The sequence below is a fragment of the Alistipes shahii WAL 8301 genome, assembly GCF_025145845.1.
In the GTDB taxonomy this organism is placed as follows: Bacteria; Bacteroidota; Bacteroidia; order Bacteroidales; family Rikenellaceae; genus Alistipes; species Alistipes shahii.
The window spans coordinates 2,300,882-2,320,196 of sequence record NZ_CP102253.1; the positions used below are offsets into that span (position 1 = coordinate 2,300,882).

General features: G+C 60.1%; 9 protein-coding genes. 4 read left to right on the top strand and 5 right to left on the bottom strand.

The window, feature by feature from the left end; translation table 11 throughout:
- The first annotated feature begins 15 nt into the window (after positions 1 to 15).
- On the top strand, positions 16 to 2,418 hold the full coding sequence (locus NQ492_RS09785) for a transglycosylase domain-containing protein (protein ID WP_015547395.1): 2,403 nt from the start codon (positions 16 to 18) through the stop codon (positions 2,416 to 2,418).
- A gap of 87 nt (positions 2,419 to 2,505) precedes the next feature.
- Here the strand turns inward: NQ492_RS09785 and NQ492_RS09790 are convergent, their stop codons facing one another.
- Genes NQ492_RS09790 through NQ492_RS09805 form a run of 4 tightly spaced genes read right to left on the bottom strand, consistent with a single transcriptional unit; the run spans position 2,506 to position 10,278 of the window.
- Complete coding sequence (locus NQ492_RS09790; RefSeq protein ID WP_015547396.1) at positions 2,506 to 4,332, bottom strand: DUF4302 domain-containing protein; 1,827 nt, start codon at positions 4,330 to 4,332, stop codon at positions 2,506 to 2,508.
- A gap of 12 nt (positions 4,333 to 4,344) precedes the next feature.
- The gene (locus NQ492_RS09795; protein WP_015547397.1) at positions 4,345 to 5,274 is read right to left on the bottom strand and encodes a zinc-binding metallopeptidase; all 930 of its coding nucleotides are present in this window, start codon (positions 5,272 to 5,274) and stop codon (positions 4,345 to 4,347) included.
- A gap of 15 nt (positions 5,275 to 5,289) precedes the next feature.
- Positions 5,290 to 6,939, bottom strand: a complete 1,650-nt coding sequence (locus tag NQ492_RS09800; RefSeq protein ID WP_015547398.1) for a RagB/SusD family nutrient uptake outer membrane protein — start codon at positions 6,937 to 6,939, stop codon at positions 5,290 to 5,292.
- 27 nt (positions 6,940 to 6,966) lie between these two features.
- Positions 6,967 to 10,278 carry a SusC/RagA family TonB-linked outer membrane protein gene (locus NQ492_RS09805; RefSeq protein WP_044054469.1) on the bottom strand — a complete coding sequence of 1,104 codons (3,312 nt, stop codon included), beginning with the start codon at positions 10,276 to 10,278 and terminating at the stop codon, positions 6,967 to 6,969.
- Positions 10,279 to 10,922: 644 nt separating this feature from the next.
- Between NQ492_RS09805 and NQ492_RS09810 the strand changes: the two genes are divergently transcribed.
- The 3 genes from NQ492_RS09810 to NQ492_RS09820 all read left to right on the top strand — a co-directional run bounded on the left by NQ492_RS09810 (position 10,923) and on the right by NQ492_RS09820 (position 17,808).
- Positions 10,923 to 15,029, top strand: a complete 4,107-nt coding sequence (locus NQ492_RS09810) for a two-component regulator propeller domain-containing protein (RefSeq protein WP_015547400.1) — start codon at positions 10,923 to 10,925, stop codon at positions 15,027 to 15,029.
- Between the two features lie 301 nt (positions 15,030 to 15,330).
- On the top strand, positions 15,331 to 16,323 hold the full coding sequence (locus NQ492_RS09815; protein ID WP_015547401.1) for an aspartate-semialdehyde dehydrogenase: 993 nt from the start codon (positions 15,331 to 15,333) through the stop codon (positions 16,321 to 16,323).
- A gap of 264 nt (positions 16,324 to 16,587) precedes the next feature.
- The gene (locus NQ492_RS09820; protein WP_015547402.1) at positions 16,588 to 17,808 is read left to right on the top strand and encodes a site-specific integrase; all 1,221 of its coding nucleotides are present in this window, start codon (positions 16,588 to 16,590) and stop codon (positions 17,806 to 17,808) included.
- Positions 17,809 to 17,889: 81 nt separating this feature from the next.
- Here NQ492_RS09820 and NQ492_RS09825 read toward each other — a convergent pair whose 3' ends face one another.
- Positions 17,890 to 19,314: a sialate O-acetylesterase gene (locus NQ492_RS09825; RefSeq protein ID WP_015547403.1), complete on the bottom strand. Its 1,425-nt coding sequence runs from the start codon at positions 19,312 to 19,314 to the stop codon at positions 17,890 to 17,892.
- Between the last annotated feature and the right edge of the window lies 1 nt (position 19,315).

A 19,315-nucleotide genomic window follows, 5' to 3' on the forward strand; every position in this document is an offset into this window, starting at 1 on the left:
CGCAAATATCGTCGTATGGGACAGAAAAAAAAGACGGGTGTCAGCCCGAAAACGATAAAATGGATCTGGTACGCGGCTTTCGCACCCTTTGCGCTCGTGGCGTTGATGCTGGTGCTCACGGTCTTCGGCGTGTTCGGCCGCATGCCCTCGTTCGAGGAGCTGGAGAATCCCCGCAGCAACCTCGCCACGGAGATCTACTCCGAGGACGGCAAGGTGATCGGAACCTTCTTCGTGCAGAACCGCTCCTATGTGCAGTACGCCGACCTCTATCCGTCGGATTCGACGCTTCACATCCGGCTGGCCGGGCATGAGGTTCCGCCCATCGTCGCGGCGCTCATTGCGACCGAGGACGTCCGTTTCCGCACCCACTCGGGCATCGACATTCCTTCGCTGGCGCGTGTGGCCGTGAAGACCCTGCTGTTGCAAAACACCTCGCAGGGCGGCGGCTCGACCATCACGCAGCAGCTGGCCAAGAACCTCTTTCCGCGCGATACGGTCCGCAACCGCGGCGCCGTCGTCCGCAAGGCCAAACTCGTGACCTCGAAGTTCAAGGAGTGGATCACGGCCCTCAAACTCGAATACAACTACACCAAGGAGGAGATCGCCGCCATGTACCTCAATACGGTGGAGTTCGGCTCGAACGCCTTCGGCATCAAGTCGGCGGCCCACACCTTCTTCAACAAGGAGCCGGACGAACTCAACGTGCAGGAGGCGGCCGTGCTGGTGGGGGTGGTGAACGCCCCGACGCGCTATTCGCCCATCCTGAATCCCAAGAACGCCCTCGTGCGCCGCAACCTCGTGCTTTCACGCATGGAGGAGGCCGGGGCGCTGACCCGCAGGCAGCGCGATTCGCTGGCGGCGCTGCCGATCGTGACCAACTACAAGCCCGTGTCGCACAACGAGGGTGCGGCGACCTATTTCCGCGAGATGCTGCGGCTGGTGATGAACGCCCGGCCTCCCAAGCGCAGCCAGTTCTACAACGAGTGGGACTATGACCAGGCGGTGGAGGAGTACAACGAGAATCCGCTCTATGGCTGGTGTCACAAGAACCGCAAGGCCGACGGCACGCCCTACAATATCTACCGCGACGGGTTGAAAATCTATACCACGATCAACTCCGTGATGCAGACCTATGCCGAGCAGGCCGTGCAGCGGCAGATGGAGAAGGAGATTCAGCCCAAGATGGACGCGCAGTTCCGGGCGACGAAGACGCTTTTCGTCGATGCCGACAAGGAGGAGCGCGACCGGATCGTGCGCCATGCCGTCCGTTATTCGGACCGTTACCGCGAGATGAAGCACGCCGGGGCGGGCGAGAAGGAGATCAACGCCGCTTTCGACAAACCCTGCAACATGCGGGTGTTCACCTATAAGGGCGAGCGCGACACGCTGATGACGCCGCGCGACTCGATCCTCCACCACAAGCGTATCATGCGTGCCGCGATGGTGTCGCTCGATCCTGCCACGGGCTTCGTAAAAGCCTATGTCGGAGGGCCTAACTTCCGTTACTTCAAGTACGACATGGCCAAGCAGGGCAAACGCCAGATCGGCTCGACGATCAAGCCCTTCGTTTACACCTTCGCCATCGACCATCTGGGCCTGACGCCCTGCACGATGGTTCCCAACCTGCCGACGACCATTGAGACGGCCAACGGTACGGCCTGGTCGCCCAAGGAGGCCGGCAATGTCGAGTACGACGGGGTGCTGCACCCCCTCAAGTGGGGACTTGCGCGCAGCCGCAACAACTACTCGGCGTGGATTATGAAGCAGGCCAAGCAGCCGGCTGCCGTGGCCGATTTCATTCACAACATGGGCATCCGCAGTTACATAGACCCCGTTCCGGCGCTGGCTCTCGGCTCTTCGGAATCGAACGTTTACGAGTTGGTGAGCGCCTTTTCGACCTTTGCCAATCAGGGCGTGCACACCGATCCGATCTTCGTGACGCGCATCGAGGACCGTCAGGGCAACCTGATCGCCAGTTTCATTCCCCAGTCGCAGGACGCCGTCAGCGAACGCACGGCCTACACGATGCTCACGATGCTTCAGGACGTGGTCAACTCGGGGACGGCGGGCCGTCTGCGGTGGCAGTTCGGGCTGACCGACATGGAGATCGGCGGTAAGACCGGAACTTCGAACAAGAACCGCGACGCGTGGTTCATGTGCGTGACCCCGAAGCTGGTGACCGGCGCCTGGGTCGGCGGCGAGGACCAGTCGGTGCACTTCATCCGCGGCGGCGAGGGCAGCGTGATGGCGCTGCCGATCGTGGGCGAATATATGAAAAAGATCTACGACGACGGTCGTTTCGGCATCAGCCGTACGGACCAGTTCGTGCGTCCGGCGATGATGCCCCGTTACGACTGCGAGGACGAAGTCGACTCCGAGGGGCGGAACAACCCCGAGAACGACAATTTCTTCGACTGACACGGACCGGGTTTTCTGTATCCGATAAAAGTCCGGGCCGCCCTCAATGGGCGGCCCGGACTTATTTGAGGATCGAACCGGTTTCGCTTATTCGGCCGGGGTGCCGGTGGTGAGGTCGTTCCCGTCGGCGTCTATCAGCTGAACCCACGTGAAGGGACCCACCGGGAAGTCTTTGGCCGTATAGCCCGGACGGACAGCCGGCGAGGTGTAGTAGGATGCCTGGTTTTCCGTCCATCTGAAGAACTCTATGCCGACGTAATCGGTGCCGGTATTGTAGCCGGAACCGTACATCGTTGCCTGGCCTGCCTGCGCCTCGTCGTAAATGCCGACGAGTTTGGGCGAGGTCTGGGTCGTCGTAAATGACGAGTAGGCTCCGGTCGAGTGGGTTATACGGGAGTAGCGAGTCCGGATCGGGTAGACTCCGTCGTAGCCGTAAATCGCATTGTCGGTTTTCGTGTAGAGAATGCCGGTCGACTTCGGAATCGGGATAGCCGGAGTGGAGGCGCCATTATAGGATGCCTGGTAATATGCCCGCAGGTCGTACCTGTTTCCGTAGATCGTGATGCCCCAGCCCCGGATCATGTAGGACGAGTTGACGGTGCCCGGTTTTACGATAACCTCGAATGTTACGGGAGCTTCGTTTACCTGCGAGGTGGTGCTCGTAACTCTCCATTTGCCCAGCCATCTCTTGTAGAGAGGATCGGTATTGTCCGGCAAGAGCGAGGCGTCGATCGAAACCGGAAGCGACGTGATGGGCGTGGTGGAGACGATGAATCCGTTGGAGACGGCGCATCCGAATACGACGGCTACGTACTCGTCGTAGAAACTCGGATAGTTGAGCGTATAGGTGTCCGCACCTTTGTGGAGCAGGCTGGCTGCGATCGCTTCGGGATCGTCGCCTGCGCCGATGTTGCCGTTGAGCGTGCCGACCAGGCTTTGCAGGAGCTTTTTCTCGCGCTGGGCCTCGAATTCGGACTTCAGCATCAGTCCCATGTAGTAGTACTCCGTATCCGTTGAGGGAACTGTATTCACCGTAACGCTGTTGTAGGTCTTCGTGGCATCGGGAACGGTCACTTCGAACGTGATGTCCGACCGGACCGGCTCGGGCGTCATAATCTTGAAATCGGCGCCGTTGACTTCGGCGAAATAGTAGTCGTCGACAAAGGTGAAGTTCTGTGCGGTCACTCCGTCGATCTCGACCGGCATGTAGAAACTGATGCCGGCCTTGGTGTAGATGAACGGTGCGTACACGGTGGTTTCACTGTCGATCTTGACCGCAAAGCGACGGTTCGTGAGCGTTGCCGAATACGTCTTGTCTTTCACGACGAAGGAATAGGTGTTGAATGACATGTCTTCCGCATTATTCCGGTAGGTCTCCAGGTCTTCCGACCAGTCGGTGTCCGCGGAAACGGGGGTCAGGATGTAGTAATTCCCCGTGATGATGCCGCGCAGGACGACCATTGCCGCGGATGTCTCCATCACCGTGAATTTGTAGTCGCCCTCCATGCCCTTGTAGGTCGATCCGATGTTGTCGGGATTTTTCGGGTGTACGAAGTAATTGATGAGCGAGTTTTTCGTATCGAAATTGAGCGTGACGCCCAGATCCTCGCCGAACGAATAGAGACTCGTCTCGGTGGTGGATGGGTTGCTTTCGATCTCGGAGGCAACGGTGACGCTGCCTTCGGAGAATTTGAAAAACAGGTTGTATCCGCCGAACTCCTGGGTCGGGGAGGGGAAATAGCGCACGTGCCATCCGTTTTCAGCGCTTTCGAGCACGGTCTTGGCTTCCTGCTTGGCGGCTTCGATGCGTTCGGAGGCGGATTTGTCGAAAAGATCCTCCTCGTCGAACAGGCATGAGGTGAGCAGGGCAGGAATGGCCAGAACCAGAAATAGTATGATTGCTGTTTTTTTCATATTCGGTGTCGCTTATTCGTTTGTACCGGAATTTTCGGGCGTGTCCGTATCTTCGTCATCCAGCGAGTCGAAGTCGAGGTTGGGCGCTTCTTCCGCACGGCGCAGTACGATTTCCCGCAGTTCGTTCAGGTCGATGTTCCAGGTGCTTTTCATGTAGTTGGAGACGATTTCGAATTTGGCTTCGATTTTCGGCCGTCCCGTGTCGCCGGCCGTCGTCAGCATCTCCTCCCACTCTTCTGCGCTCCGGTTGACGTAGAGGGCGATGAGTTCCACGAAATCCTCGCTGTCGGCTTTCGATGCATACGGGGAAATGAATCCTTTTTGCAGTGCCGATTCGGTGGTCTTGTAGATTTCGAAGCATTGGTCCTGTACGTAATCCGGGCCGGAAATCTCCGCGAAATCGGTGGGGTAAGGTTTCGTCTGATTGAGGATATGCCCGAATTCGTGGTGGATCGTCTTGAAATAGGCCGTCTTCGCATTGACGGTCTTGGGGTTCAGGTTGTCGAGGTTGTAGAGCGTGATCTTCGCCCCGGCTTCGGCCGTTCCCAGCACCATCGCTCCGTTGGTCTTGTAGGCATACGAGCCGACCAGGAAGAGGATTTTCGGGAAATAGGCCTTGATGAAATCCGTGCTGCCGGTTATCTCGTCGTAGGCTTCCAGGCACATGTGGCGCACCAGTTTGGCCATGGCGACCGACTGCTTGTAGCTGGCGGGTGTGAGGTAGTAGCCCATGCTCGACTCGATGTCCTCGAACCGGTATTTGAGCTGGATGTTGTAGGTTTCGACGTAGTTGCGCTTGAGCCAGCGGTCGAGGTCGTTCTGTTCGGTGGTCGTCGGCCGGACCACGCTGGTGGAATCCAGATCGTCGTTGTCCGAACAGGCTGTCAGCGCTGCGCAGAGCAGCGTGACGGAAAAGAGCAGATATATCAGATTCTTTTTCATACGCACTTTGGTTTGTTATTTTCTCGGGTTGGGGGTCAGGCCGGCGGCAATAACGTCGGCCGGGAGTTGCAGGGCGCGGCGCGGATCGGCCGTACCGTTCTCGTCGCTGATCTGATCGGTGATTTGCACGACGGTTTCGGCGTCTTCATCGAGCAGGTAGCGGTAGACCGTGATGCCGAAGCGACGGGTGTCGAACCACCGCATGCCTTCGTGGAGGAACTGGTAGCGGCGCATGAAGATGAGCGCCTGAAGCATGCTCTCCTGCGGGCCGTCCTCTTCGAGCGTGTTGTAGGGGGCCGCATGGAGCTTTTTCTTGGGATTGAGCGTCTGCGGGCTGCTGACCGAGGTCTTTCCGACGTAGAGTTCGGAGTAGTCGGGGTAGGTTTCCGTAGCCCATTTGATGATCGAAGCCTCCGTCATGGATTTGAACCCTGCCGAGAAGAGGTTCGCGGCGTAGAGGTTTATATCCTCCAGGGCCTTGTCGAGCGCCGTCGGGTCTTCGTTCATCTTCATAATATAGGCTTCGGCGCGGTTGAGCAACGCCTCCTCGGAGGTGAAGAGAACGGAAATCGCTTTGTTGAATCCGGTTCCGGCGACCGGGTCGGTGTATTGGAACACGCGCCATGTCCGGGGAAGAACGTATTTGCCCGATGAGGCAAGCACTGCATGCGGCGCTTTGAAAGTCACGCTGCTGCCCCACGGACCGCCTTTTTTCGGCTGAACGGTTTCATAGATTCCTTGCAGTTTGCCGTGCGAATAGCGGCCGGCGGTGGAGTACCAGTCGAAAAGCAGTCCGCTGTTCGATGTCGCGGCCTGGAGGAGGAAGTTGGCCGTGCTGGCCGAATTGACATATTCCTGATGCCTGCTGGTGCCGTTCGGCAGAGCGGCGATCGCACTGTAATCGCGCAGCAGCGACGACGGGTTGGAGGTCAGGGCCATCGTCGCGTATTTGATGGCATTGTCCCAGTCCTGCATGAACAGGTAGTAGCGCGAGGCGAAGCAGCAGGCGGCCTTGTAGTTGAAGTGGTATTTCGGAACCGAATAGGCCGTGTCGTCGATCAGGGGGATGCCCGCTTCGATGTCTTTGCCGATCATCTCGTAGACCTTCTGGAGCGTTCCGCGTTCGTACCTGGGGTTGAGGTCGGTTTCGGCGTGGTCCATATAGGGTATGCCCAGGCAGTTCCCGGCTGTTGCCGGGTTGTAGGGCATGCAGAACATGTTTGCCAGTACGAAATGGGAATAAGCCCGGCAAATCAGCGCTTCGCCTTTGCTGGCCTTGAGCCTCGTGGTGGTAGGCCCTCCCAGCTCCTCGATGGCCGAAAGCGCCTGGTTGGCGTTGGCGATGTTGTTGTAGTTCGAACTCCAGATGTTCCGCGGGGCGTCGTTGTTGCTGGTAACCTCTTCGGCCCATTCGTAGACATCCTGATAGAACTGGTTGTAATTCTTTGTGATGCCGTAGTCGCAGACGTTGTCCGAGGAGAGTTCCGCAACGAGCTGGTAGCTGCCTGCTCCGCTGATGTAGGCCGAGACGAGTATGTTGGCGATCTTCTCTTCGGAATCCAGCGTCGTGCGCAGATCGGGATTCTGATCCAGAAAATCGCTGCACGACATGAATGCCGGAATGACGATCGCTATGCCCAGTAAATATATGATGCTTTTTTTCATAGGAATCTTTTTAAGATAAATCAGATTTTACAGTCCGATTCGGATTGTGAGCGTGAACTGCCGCGGCACGGGGGCTGCGACGCCGCCGGTGTTGTAGAACTCGGGGTCCTGGCCGTTGAGCTTCTTGTCGGCGTAGATCAGGAAGAGGTTCGTGGCTTGCAGTTTGAGCGAAAGCGAAGAGAACCGCAGTTTCGAAATGAGTCTCTTCGGGAAGTCGTACGAAAGCGAAATCTCCTTCATGCGGATGAAGTCGCCCTTGGCGATGCGTGCCGTCGAGTAGTTGTAGGCGCTGTATCCGTACGAAATCGAGGAGTTCAGCTGGCGCTGGCGCTTCGAGGCGATGGCCGGGATGTTCGTGACGGCTTCGTCGCCGGAGACCATCCAGCGGTTCTTGAATTCCCGCGGCATGGCGTCGAGGTCCGAGTAAATGCTGCTGAAGACCGGGTTGAGCCGCACGACGTTGCCGAACGAGTAGGTCATAAAGACGTTCAGACGCCATCCCTTGTACTGGAACGTATTGCCGAAACTGCCCAGGTCGGTCGGGTCGACCGGTCCGGAGTAGACCAGATTCGTTTTCAGGTTGTTCTCGTTGCTGTCCTGGAAATTGAAGGAGCTGGAGCTGAGTTTGCCTTCCGTGTTGACCACGACCGGCAGTCCGACTTCGTTCAATCCTGCGAACTGGAACGAGAAGAGCGAGCGGGCGGGATACCCCTCCATCGTGAATCCGGTTCCCGAAACCAGCGTCATTGCGCGCGTGGAGGTTTCGAGTTTGGTCACTTCGTTGTGGATGTGCGAGTAGATGAAGTTGGTGGTCCAGCTGAAGTTCTTGGTCTGGACGTTCTTGGTCGAAAGGCTGATTTCGACGCCGTTCGATTTCATCTCCGCGACGTTGCCGTATTTGGAGATCTCGCCGCCGATACCCTGGGTCGTGACCGTGCCGATCAGGTCGAAGTTGTTGCGTTTGTACCAGTCGAAGGCCAGGTTGATCCGGTTGTTGACGAACCCGACGTCGAGTCCGAGGTTCAGCTCGTGCTTCTTCTCGTAGGTGAGCTGCGCATTTTCGAGGCTCGAAACCTTGAGGCCGGTTTCGGTATCGCCGCTGGTCGGGCGCCACGGGGTCGAGGCTTTGATGACGGCCAGCGAGTTGGTGACGTAAGACGGGCCGCGGTCGGCGGTCAGCGAGTAAGAGGCTTTGAGCGACAGGTGCGACAGGGCGGGCTGTACGTGGCTGAAGAACTTCTCCTCGTGGACGTTCCATGCCCCGGAGATATTCCACGTCGGCAGCCAGCGGGCTTTGCGGCTCTTGCCCATCTTGTTGGTCCCTTCGTAGCGGTAGGTTCCGTTGATGGTGTAGCGTCCCTTGTAAGAATAGGTTCCGTTGAAGAAGAAGGCCACTTCGCGATAGAACGAGTCGCCGATCGTGTAGTACTTGCTGCCGCTCTCCATGCCCTGCTTGAAGGCCAGGTAATCGTAGTAAGGCTCCATACCCATATCGTACTGGAGTCCCCAGCCGCGGAACCAGGTGTTGTGCCGGTCGATCTTGTTCACCGACATACCGCCGTAGAGGTTGATGATATGCGTGTTGTTGAACGTTTTGTTGTAGGTCGCCGACGCGCGGAAGTCGTACGAAAGCATTTTGTTGTCCGTGCGTTCGTAGATACCGCCCTTGGGCAGCACGGTCACCGGAACGGCGTAGGGGTTGTCCGGATCGGTGTAAAGGAACGGGTTGTTGTCCCGGACGGTGGTCGGTTCGACGGTCCGGTAAGCGACGGACTGGTTTGAGGACTCGGTGATGTTATGCTCCTGGATCGAGGCCTGGTATTTTACCGCGCCCAGGGCGCTCAGGTCGAGGCCCTCGACGGGCGACCACTTCAGTTCGGCCTGGAATTTGGTCTCGACGACCGAAAGGTCGATGTAGTTGTTGTCCAGTTCGTGCAGAATGTTGAAGCTCGCGTAGTTTCGCGTGTAGAATTCGTCGGGGTCGAGCGTGCGCGACGTATTGAGCGCATAGGAATAGGGGTTGATGTCGAATTCGCGCTTCACTTCGCCCGTCACGTAGTTGGTTGCCGACGACAGGGTTCCCGGCGCCTTCTGCTTCCGGTAGGAGCCGTTGGAAATCAGGTTCAGCGACAGGTTTTTGAAGATGTTGTAGGTGGCGTTGATGTTGGCCGTGTAGCGTTCCACCTTGCTGGTCTTCGTCCAGCCCGGGTCGCTCATGGCGCTCAGCGACGCATAGTAGGACGATTTGTCGGTTCCGGACGTGAGGCTCACCGAGTGGGTGTGCATGACGTTGTTGTTGAACAGCTCGCTGAACCAGTTCGTGTTGCGGAACTCCGCCGCGCGCAGGTAATTCCCGATGCTCGCGTCGTCGTTTTGCAATTGTCCGGCCGCAATCATCTGGTACATCTTTCCGAATACGCCGCTTTCCGAATCGGTGATGGTTTCGGCGAGGTTGAGCCAGCCTTTTTTCTGCATGTCCATGTACACCGACATCTGGTCCTGCGAGTTCATAATGTTGAAATCCCGGTAGGACGGAATCATGCGGTAGGTGAATTCGCCGGTGTAGTTGATGGTGCTCACGCCGGCGCGGCCGCGTTTGGTGGTGATGACGATGACGCCCGCCATGGCGCGCGCTCCGTAGATGGAGGTGGCGGAGCCGTCTTTCAGAATGTTGAAGCTCTCGATGTCTTCGGCATTGAGTCCGGCGATGGCCGATGCGATGAGCGTCGTGGCGTCGCCCGAGGAGAGGTCGTCGGCGTCGATGTCGACGATGTCCTCCATGATGACGCCGTCCACGACCCACAGCGGCTTCGAACTGCCGTAAATTGATGTGGCGCCGCGCACGCGGATTTTCGGGGCGGTTCCGAACGTACCGGATACGTTCTGGACGGATACGCCGGCCGACCGGCCTTCCAGGCCGCGGCTGATGTCGGCCATACCGGCCAGTTTCACGTCGTCGGCAACCAGCTGGTCTGCGGCTCCCGTGAACAGCCGCTTGTCCATCTTGGTCATACCCGTCACCACGACGGCCTCTACGGCCTGGGCGTCGGGTTCGAGTTTTACCCGGATGTCGGGTGCAATGTCAACATCCTGGGTTTTGTAGCCTACATAAGAGATTTGGAGTTTCCCCCCCCCTCCTTTCGGGACTCCTTGAAGTGCGAATTCTCCCTTGACATCGGTCGAAGTGCCGATTGTCGGGCGGTTCTTGACGACAACGGTCGCACCGATGACCGGTGCGTTGTTCTCATCGACGACGCGGCCTTTGACCGTCTGGGTCTGGGCCGAAGCTGCCGTCATACAGAAAACCGCCGATAGCGATAAGAGCAATTTTTTTATCATAGGCGAAAATTTAAATGGGTTTGGTACGAGGTTCGGGCCGGCTGCCTTTCCGATGGGCCGTCGGCTATCGGAAAAGGAACAGTGCGTTTGAATAAGCGTGCAGCGGGTGTGGGTAGGGATGCTGCGGGAGGATGCGAACGTAAGAGAGAGGGCGATACGGCGGATCAGCCGAAGAGCGGGTCGTTCGGATGCCGTTGCTTCCGGTATTTCGACCGGCGGAACTGGAATACGGAAAACGATGCGGAGACTGCCCGGAATGATTTTCCGGCTATCGTCCGATTTGGATGCGAATACCTCTGATGCCGAAACAAATGTGTTTTCTTCATAGCATGCAAATTTTATATATAGGTGTCGCAAATAAGCCTTTCGGGAAGCGTAAACTTTCGTCAGGGCTTTTACAAAAATATCGGAAAACGGCATTGTGCGAGTATATTTTCTTATAAAAGAAGTATGATTTCATATCATAGCGCCCAAGATCGCTCTTTGCCGCCCGCCGGAAAAGCCATCCGGCGTATCCGGGAAAAAGCCCTTGTACCAAGGGGAATCGGCGTTGTCGCTAAATGGGATATTTTGTTTTGAAATCCGGTTTTTTTGTATATATTTACATAGATATTCCGGTCTGTTTTTATCTAATTCGCCCTGCTATGTATTTCAGATGCGTATTCCTTCTCCTCGCGGTCGCGGTCGTCCGGAGTGCATTCCCGCAGAATATCCGCCGCATTACCCACCGCGACGGGCTGTCGAACAGTTCGATTCTGTCGCTGGCGCAGGATGCGGACGGGTATATCTGGGCGGGCAGTTGCGACGGACTGAATCTGTGGGACGGCAATTCCGCCCGGCATTTCCGGCTCTCGGGCAACCTGATTCAGGAGATCGTAGCCACGGACGACGGTTACCTCTGGGTGCGGACCAACTACGGTGTCGACCGCTTCGACACGCGCGACCGGCGGATCGAAATGCTTGCCGGATTCCAGCGGGTCTATAAATTCGCGGCCCGCAGCCGGGACGAGGCGTTTTTCCTGCATGGCAACAAGTTGTACGGATATGTGGCGTCGCAGGGTGCGTTCGAGCCGGTCGATGTCCGCGGGGCGGAGCTGAACGGGGTGCTGCGCATGTGCCTCGACGGCGACGGCGTATTGTGGCTGGTGCGTTCGGAGGATATTCGTTGTGCGCAGGTGGCCTATGACGCCGGCGGCAGGGCTTCGGTGGGGGAGTGGGAGCGGATGCCGCTGCCGGACGGGGTGGTGTTCACCCGTTACGACGGCGACCGGACGATCTTTTTCACCGACCGGAACGGCATGTTGTTCCGCTTCGACACCGGGCAGCGGCGGGCTTTCCCGATTTTCGACCTGCGGGAGGAGCTCGGACGGCGCGGCGCCCTTTCGTCGGTGATCAGCGACAAGGACGATTACGTGCTGGCCTTCGGGATGAGCGGCGTGCTGCGGCTCCGTTCGACCGATCCGATCGAGGGGCGTTACGAGTTGCAGGAGATCGACGTCAACTGCGGCGTTTTTGCGCTGCTGAAGGACTGTAACCAGGATATTGTCTGGATCGGAACCGACGGCAGCGGGTTGCTGCGGCAGGCGGTCGGGGAGGTCGCGATCCGTTCGGTCACCTACGAAACGCTGCCCTACCTGCTGACCAAACCGATCAAGGCGCTCCATGTCGACCCGGATGGCGACCTCTGGATCGGGACCAAGAACGACGGCATCCTGCGCATCCGCGATTTCTACTCCCGGCGGACCTTTACGCGGGAGAATACCGACAGCTATACGGCCGCCGATTCGCCGCTGGGGAAAAATTCGGTCTATACGTTTGCCGGAAGCCGCCGCAATGTACTGTGGATCGGCGGCGACGGCGGCGTGTGCTACTACTCGTACCGGCACAGGCGGATTTTCGAACTGCCGCGGAGCGGGGCGCTGCGGCGCATTCACGGGCTTTACGAGGACCGGGACGGGGTGCTGTGGGCTGCGAGCGTGGGCTACGGGGTCTGGCGCATCGAACTGTCCGGGAGCGCCGACGCGCCCGTCGCCGCGAATGTCGAACCGGTGGAGCTGGGACTCAAGGCGCGGAGCCGGAACTTCTTTTTCTCCGTTTGCGAGGAGTCCGATTCCACCCTCTGGTTCTGCAACCACGGTATCGGCGTCGTACACTATGACAGGCGCACCCGGGAGGGCCGGACCGTCGGGTTCGACACCCGCCGGGGGCTGGCCGTGAACGACGTGACGGCGGGCGTGTGCCGTTCGGACGGCTCGTCGTGGTTCGGGACCGGCTGCGGCCTGGTGCGTTACGATCCGGCGGGCGGCGGCGCGGAATCCGATTACAGCAACGACCAGCTGCGCTGCGGGGTGATCCACGGCCTGCTGGTCGATTCGCTCGACAACATCTGGGTCGGGACCAATGCCGGCATCGTGCGCTACGACCCGGCGACGAACCGTTCGGTGGTTTACGGCGCTTCGTACGGACTTGACGTGGTCGAGTTCAGCGACGGAGCCTATTTTTACGACCGGGAGCGGGGGAAACTGCTTTTCGGCGGGATCAACGGCTTCGTGGTCATCTCCGACAGCGGGGATTCCGAGGCGGCCTCCTACATGCCGCCCATCCGGTTCCGCGAGGTGAGGGCCAACGGCGAGTCGTACGATGTCGGGACGCTGATGCGCCGGGGGCGGATGGTGCTGCGGCATCATCAGAATGCTTTCAGTCTTTCGATCGCGGCGCTGGATTACGTCAACGGCAGCAATTATTCCTATTTTTACAATATCGAGGGACTGGACGGCGACTGGCATGACAATTACCACAGCAACACGCTGGCCTTCGCTGCGTTTCCCACGGGCCGCTATACGCTCGGGGTGCGCTACCGGAACAATACGACCGGGGAGTGGAGTCCCGTCAGCCGCCTGCCGATCCGCGTGCTGGCTCCGCCCTACGCCTCGACCTGGGCCTGGATCGGGTATCTCGCCGCAACGCTGGGCGTCGTTATCGGCGTGTCGGGATACCTGATCCGTCGCCGCCGGCTTCGGACGCGGCTCCGGCAGTCGCTCTACGAACAGCGGCAGCGGGAACTGGTCTATGAGTCGTGCATCTGGTCGTTCTCCAACCTGACCAACGAACTCTCGATTCCCGTGACGCTGATAAACGGTCCCTGCCAGCAGATCATGGGCTGCAAGTCGGCCGACGCGTTCGTCCGCCGGCAGGCGGAGCTGATCCGGCACAATGCGCAGAAGATCAACGATCTAATCTATATGCTCAACGAATTCCAGTCGACCGATCCCGTCGACGGTTCGGACGATATCGAGATGTTGGACGTTTCGCGCACGGCCGGCGGCATCGCGCAGACATTCGCCGATTATGCCGGGGAGAACCGTATCGCCTACCGGACGGCCGTAGGCAGCGGCGTGCTGTTCCCTTCGGTGCGCAATATCCTGATGATGATCTTCAATATTCTGCTGTCCAATGCGTTCCGCCGGACGGGGCCGGGCGGTGAGGTGAGCGTTTCGGTCGGGACCTGCTCCGTGCCGCGTCCGGACGGGGCGGCTTCCGGCGCCGGGGAGGAGACTTCCGGCGCGGCGGAACGGCTTCGGATCGAGGTCTCGAACCGGGGCGTGGAACTCGACGCCGGGCAGATCGAGCTGATTTTCGACCGCTACAAACTGTTCAACCACCTGGGGGCATTGAGCCGCCAGGGCGTGTCGCTGAAGGAAGATCTGGAGCTGACGATCTGCTACAACCTCGTGACCAAACTCCAGGGCGAATTCCGGGTGGAGAGCCGCGACGGGCTGACGACCTTTACGCTGTCGCTGCCGCGGCTCGAGATCACCCGTGCGGCCCGGTCCGCCGCACAGCCCGACATCGCTCCCGGACAGCGGTTCAGCCTGCCCGTGCCGGTTCCCGAAGCCTCCGTGATGACGTTCGGCGACATGCTCCCGACGATGCTCGTCATCAACGAGGACCGGGATATGGCCGATTTCATCGCCGGTCTGTTCAGCGGCGGCTACAACGTGCGGATCGTCTCCGACCTGAAATGCCCGCAGGAGAAACTGGCCGAAGCGCAGCCGCAGATCATCATCTGCGGGACGGTGTCGCTCAATGCGGCGATGATCGGCCTGATCCGCAGCATCCGGGAAACCAAGCAGCTGATGCAGGTCCCGATTATCCTGTTGACGGCGGTTTCCCGTACGGACGTGAAGGTCGAGGGGCTGGAACTGGGCGTGGACATCTGCCTGAAGATACCCTTCGACATTACCCATTTGCAGAGTGTCGTCGACCAGCTGCTGCGCCGTTACGAATCGCTGAAAAGCTACGGACGCTCGGTTTACAGCGCCTTCGACCTCACGCAGGGGCGGTTGCTGCACAAGGACGACAAGGCGTTTCTGGAGCGGATGCTCGACATCATCAACCGGAGCATTCTCGATCCGGGGTTCTCGACGCAGTTCATCGCCCGGGAACTCGGCATGAGTCTCTGCAATTTCTACCGGCGGCTGGGGACGATCACCGGCCAGACCCCGGCGGGAATCATCCGGGAGTACCGGCTGAACCTGGCCGAGCAGTTGCTGGTGACCACGCGGCTCTCGATCGACGAGATTATCTACAAGTCGGGGTTCGCCAACCGCAGTACCTTTTTCCGGGGATTCATCGCCCGGTTCGGGGCGACGCCGAAGGTCTATCGCGAGCGGAAGATTGAGGAGGCGCTGCGGGAAAAGGACGCCCGGGCGGAGGAATCGGACCGGGCGGAGGAATCGGACCGGGCGTAAGCGAAGCCCTCGGCGGCGCGGGTGCCGGGTGTGGGTGCCGGGTGCGGGCGAAAGCGGGCGGCAGCCGTTGCCGGGACCGTTTCTGTGGATGTTTTCGGGCGGTTGCTGCTGCGGCGGTGCGGGCGGAACGGTTCGTACGCAGTCGTTTTCCGGTGTCCGGATCGTGTGTCTGCGTTCCGGATTTTGCCGATTTCCAGGCCGGAAGGAGGATTTTTCCCGGAAAATCGTTATTTTTGCCTCCGGAGCTTCCGTGTACGGTTCGTCCGAGCGGAAACGATGATCACTTTATAACTTTATCGAGATGAAAATTGCTATTGTGGGCGTCAGCGGCGCTGTGGGCCAGGAGTTTTTGCGGATTTTGGAGGAGCGCCGGCTCCCGATCGACGAACTGGTGCTGTTCGGTTCGCAGCGCAGCGCGGGCCGTACCTATAAATTCCGCGGGGAGGAGCTTACCGTCAAACTGCTGCAACACAACGACGATTTCAAGGAAATCGACTTCGCCCTGACGTCGGCCGGAGCGGGTACGTCGAAGGAGTTCGCCGAGACGATCACCCGGCACGGGACCGTTATGATTGATAATTCGAGCGCTTTCCGCATGGATGCCGACGTGCCCCTCGTCGTGCCGGAGGTCAACCCCGGGGATGCGAAGAACGCGCCCCGCCGCATCATCGCCAATCCCAACTGTACGACGATCCAGATGGTCGTGGCGCTGAAGGCGATCGAGGACGTGTCGCATATCCGCCGCGTGCACGTGTCGACGTACCAGTCGGCCAGCGGCGCCGGGGCGGCCGCCATGGCGGAACTGGAGACGCAGTATGCCGAACTGGGCGCGGGCAAGGAACCGACGGTGGCGAAATTCGCCTTCCAGCTGGCCTACAACGTGATTCCGCATATCGACGTTTTTACCGACAACGACTATACGAAGGAGGAGATGAAGATGTTCCACGAGACGCGCAAGATCATGCATTCGGACATCGCCGTGTCGGCGACCTGCGTGCGCGTTCCGGTGATGCGCGCCCATTCGGAGAGCGTGTGGCTCGAAACCGAGCGTCCCGTCTCCGTGTCCGAAGCCCGCGAAGCCTTCTCGAAGGCCGAAGGCGTGGTGCTGATGGACGATCCCGCCGGCAAGGTCTACCCGATGCCGCTCTTCATAGCCGGCAAGGACCCCGTGTACGTGGGGCGTATCCGCAAGGACCTGACGTGCGACAACGGCCTGGCGTTCTGGTGCGTGAGCGACCAGATCAAGAAGGGTGCGGCGCTCAATGCCGTGCAGATCCTCGAAACGCTGATTTAGCTTTCGGCCGGCGGCTGTCCGGGAGTTGCTTCGGGCGGAAAGCCGACTGAAGAACTGACGGCCTGCGCTGCCGATGACCGCATTGATTGCGGTTTGCGCGTAGAGCGGCGGTTTTGTCGCAAGAACAGGCCCGGGACGAAATCCCGGGCCTGCTCTGTATCGGGAAATCCGGATAAAGCAGGTCGCTTACCCGATTAAGCGGGGGTGGGTATGCGTGCGAAACAGAGGATAATTGCGACCTTTCGGAACAAATCCCATACTGTTATGATCACTTCCGTAAAGGTAAAATTCCGCGCATCGCGCGTATCCGGCAAGGCCGGAACCATCTACTATCAGTTGACCCATCTCCGCCGGACCCGCTGCATTACGACCGGCATCCGTTTGATGCCCGGCGAGTGGGACGCTTCGGCGCAGCGGGCCGTCTCTCCGGAGCCGGGCCGCGTTCCGGTCTGGCAGTGCCGCATAGAGTGCGACGTGGACCGGCTGCACCGGATCATCCGCGACCTGGGCCGCGAGGGGCGGCCCTATACGGTCGACGAGGTTGCCGACCGCTTCTGCGCACAGTCCTGCGGCGTGGGCGTGACGGCGTTCATGCGCGAGCAGATCGCGCAGCTGACAGCCGACAACCGGCTGGGCACGGCCCGCAACTACACGCGCACGCTCCGCAGTTTTTCGGGCTTTCTCGGCGGCGGCGAACTGCCTTTCGCCGCGTTCACCGAGCGGTTGGTCGAGGAGTACAACGCTTACCTGCTGCGCCGCGGGGTCGTCCGGAACACCGTGTCGTTCTACATGCGCATCCTGCGCTCGGTTTACAACAAGGCGGTCCGCAGGCGGCTGGCCGAGCCGGCGTCGCCGTTCGGCGGTGTCTATACGGGCGTCGACCGCACGCGCAAACGGGCCATCGACGAGCGGCTCATCGCCCGTCTGAAGAGCCTCGACCTGCCGGTTTCGGGTGCGTTGCCGCTGGCCCGCGACCTGTTCGTTTTCAGCTACTGCATGCGTGGCATGGCGTTCGTCGACATGGCTTTTCTCCGGAAAAAGGACATGAGGGACGGGGCGATCCACTACGTGCGCCGCAAGACGGGGCAGCGGATGACCGTGCATCTGGAGCCGTGCATGCGCGAGATCATCGGCCGGTACGCTCCGCGCACGCGCGATACGCCCTATCTTTTCCCGGTGCTGACGGCCGAGGACCCGGCCCGGGCCTATGCGCAGTATCAGGTCGCGCTGAACTACTACAACCGTCTGCTGAAAAAGCTCGCGTCGCTGCTGGGGTTGGACTCCGGGCTTTCGTCCTACACCTCGCGTCACAGCTGGGCGACGGCGGCCCGCAACCACAATGTGCCGCTGCCGGTGATCAGCGCCGGAATGGGGCACACCTCCGAGCGCACGACGCAGATTTACCTCTCGGCGCTGGAAACCTCGGTCATCGACTCCGCCAACCGGAAAATCCTCGCTTCGCTGAACCGCTGCGTCTCCTGCTGACGTGTCCGGAGATGCGGGTCTGAAAAAATCCGGCCGCGGAGGTCTGTCCCCGCGGCCGGATCGGTCGGTTGGAACATGCGTTTACTTCACCTCCCAGTCGTCGGTGCGGAACGAGGAGGCGGGGATGCCGGAGGTGTTGAAAAGGGTGGCTTCGGGAACGTTGCGGAAGGCGTAGCGCACGGCGACCGGTTCCGGAACGGCGTCGCACGCGACGATCAGGCGGCTTTTGCCCTTCTCGATCCGGGCTGTGGCCGGGTGGAAGACGCGGTCGGCGCCCGCCATTTCGAAGCCCGTGAGCGTGCGGCCGTAGGGCGCCAGGCCGTCGGGACCTGTCGCGAAGGTCAGGTAGGCCTTGCCGTCGGCGACCTCCATCTTTTCGCAGACGGGCGTATCGGCGTCGATGCCTTTCATGCCGTAGGTTTTCGACAGCGCCAGCCAGGCCAGACGTGTTCCGACCTCTTCTTTTTTGGCCGGATGGATGCAGCCCTCGTCGCCGATGTCGAGTGTTACGGCCATGCCGCTCGATGGAATATCCTTCAGATTATGCAGCTGGGCTTCGCGCAGCAAGGCTCCGCTGATGGCGTTGGGTCCGTCATAGCGGTAGGGTGCGATCTGCACGTAGTAGAACGGCAGCTCGCCCTGCGCCCAGCGCTCGCGGAGCATCTTCACGAAGGCCGGCATCAGCGCCCGGTACTGGGTGGGATTCGGCCTGTTCGACTCGCCCTGATACCAGAGGAATCCCTTCACGGTGTAGGGTACGAGCGGTGCGATCATGCCGTTGTAAAGTCCGCAGGGTTTGTACTGGGGGCGGTCGATTTGGTCCGGGTTGTCAAGGAACGAGAGGTCGAACTCCTTGAATCCGGACATCGTTTCGCGGTCCATCCACGCCTCGACCGGGGTGCCGCCCCAGCAGGTGACGATGACACCCACGGGGACGTCCAGCACGCTCTGCAAGTAGCGGGCGAAGTAGTAGGCCGTGGCGCTGGTTCCGGCGACCGCTTCGGGGGTGTGCTTCAGCCATTGTGCCGCGCACTCCTCCTGCGGCGTGCGTGCCGTGCTGCGTTTGACGGTGCAGAGGCGGATCGGCGTTGCGGCCCTGGCCCGGATGATCGCCTCCGCCGAACCTTCGACGGGCTGGTTGGGGAATCCGTGTACCGGCATCTCCATGTTCGATTGTCCGGAGCAGAGCCACACCTCGCCGATCAGCACGTCGCGGAGCGTCAGCCGCTCGCCGTCGCTCAATTCGATCGTGTAGGGACCTCCGGCCTCCGGGGTGGGCACGGCGGCCCGCCAGCGGCCGTCTTTGCCGACGTTGGCCGTAATGCCTTGCGTGCTCCACGAGGGGCGGATCGTGACCTTCTTGCCGGGCGCGGCCTTGCCCCAGAACTGCGCTTCGGACTGCTGCTGGAGCACCATGTTGTCGCCGAAAATGCCGGGCAGGACGACTTTCGCCTGCATCGTGAGGGCCGTGCCGAGCGCGGCCAGTGTGAGAAGGATTCGTTTCATC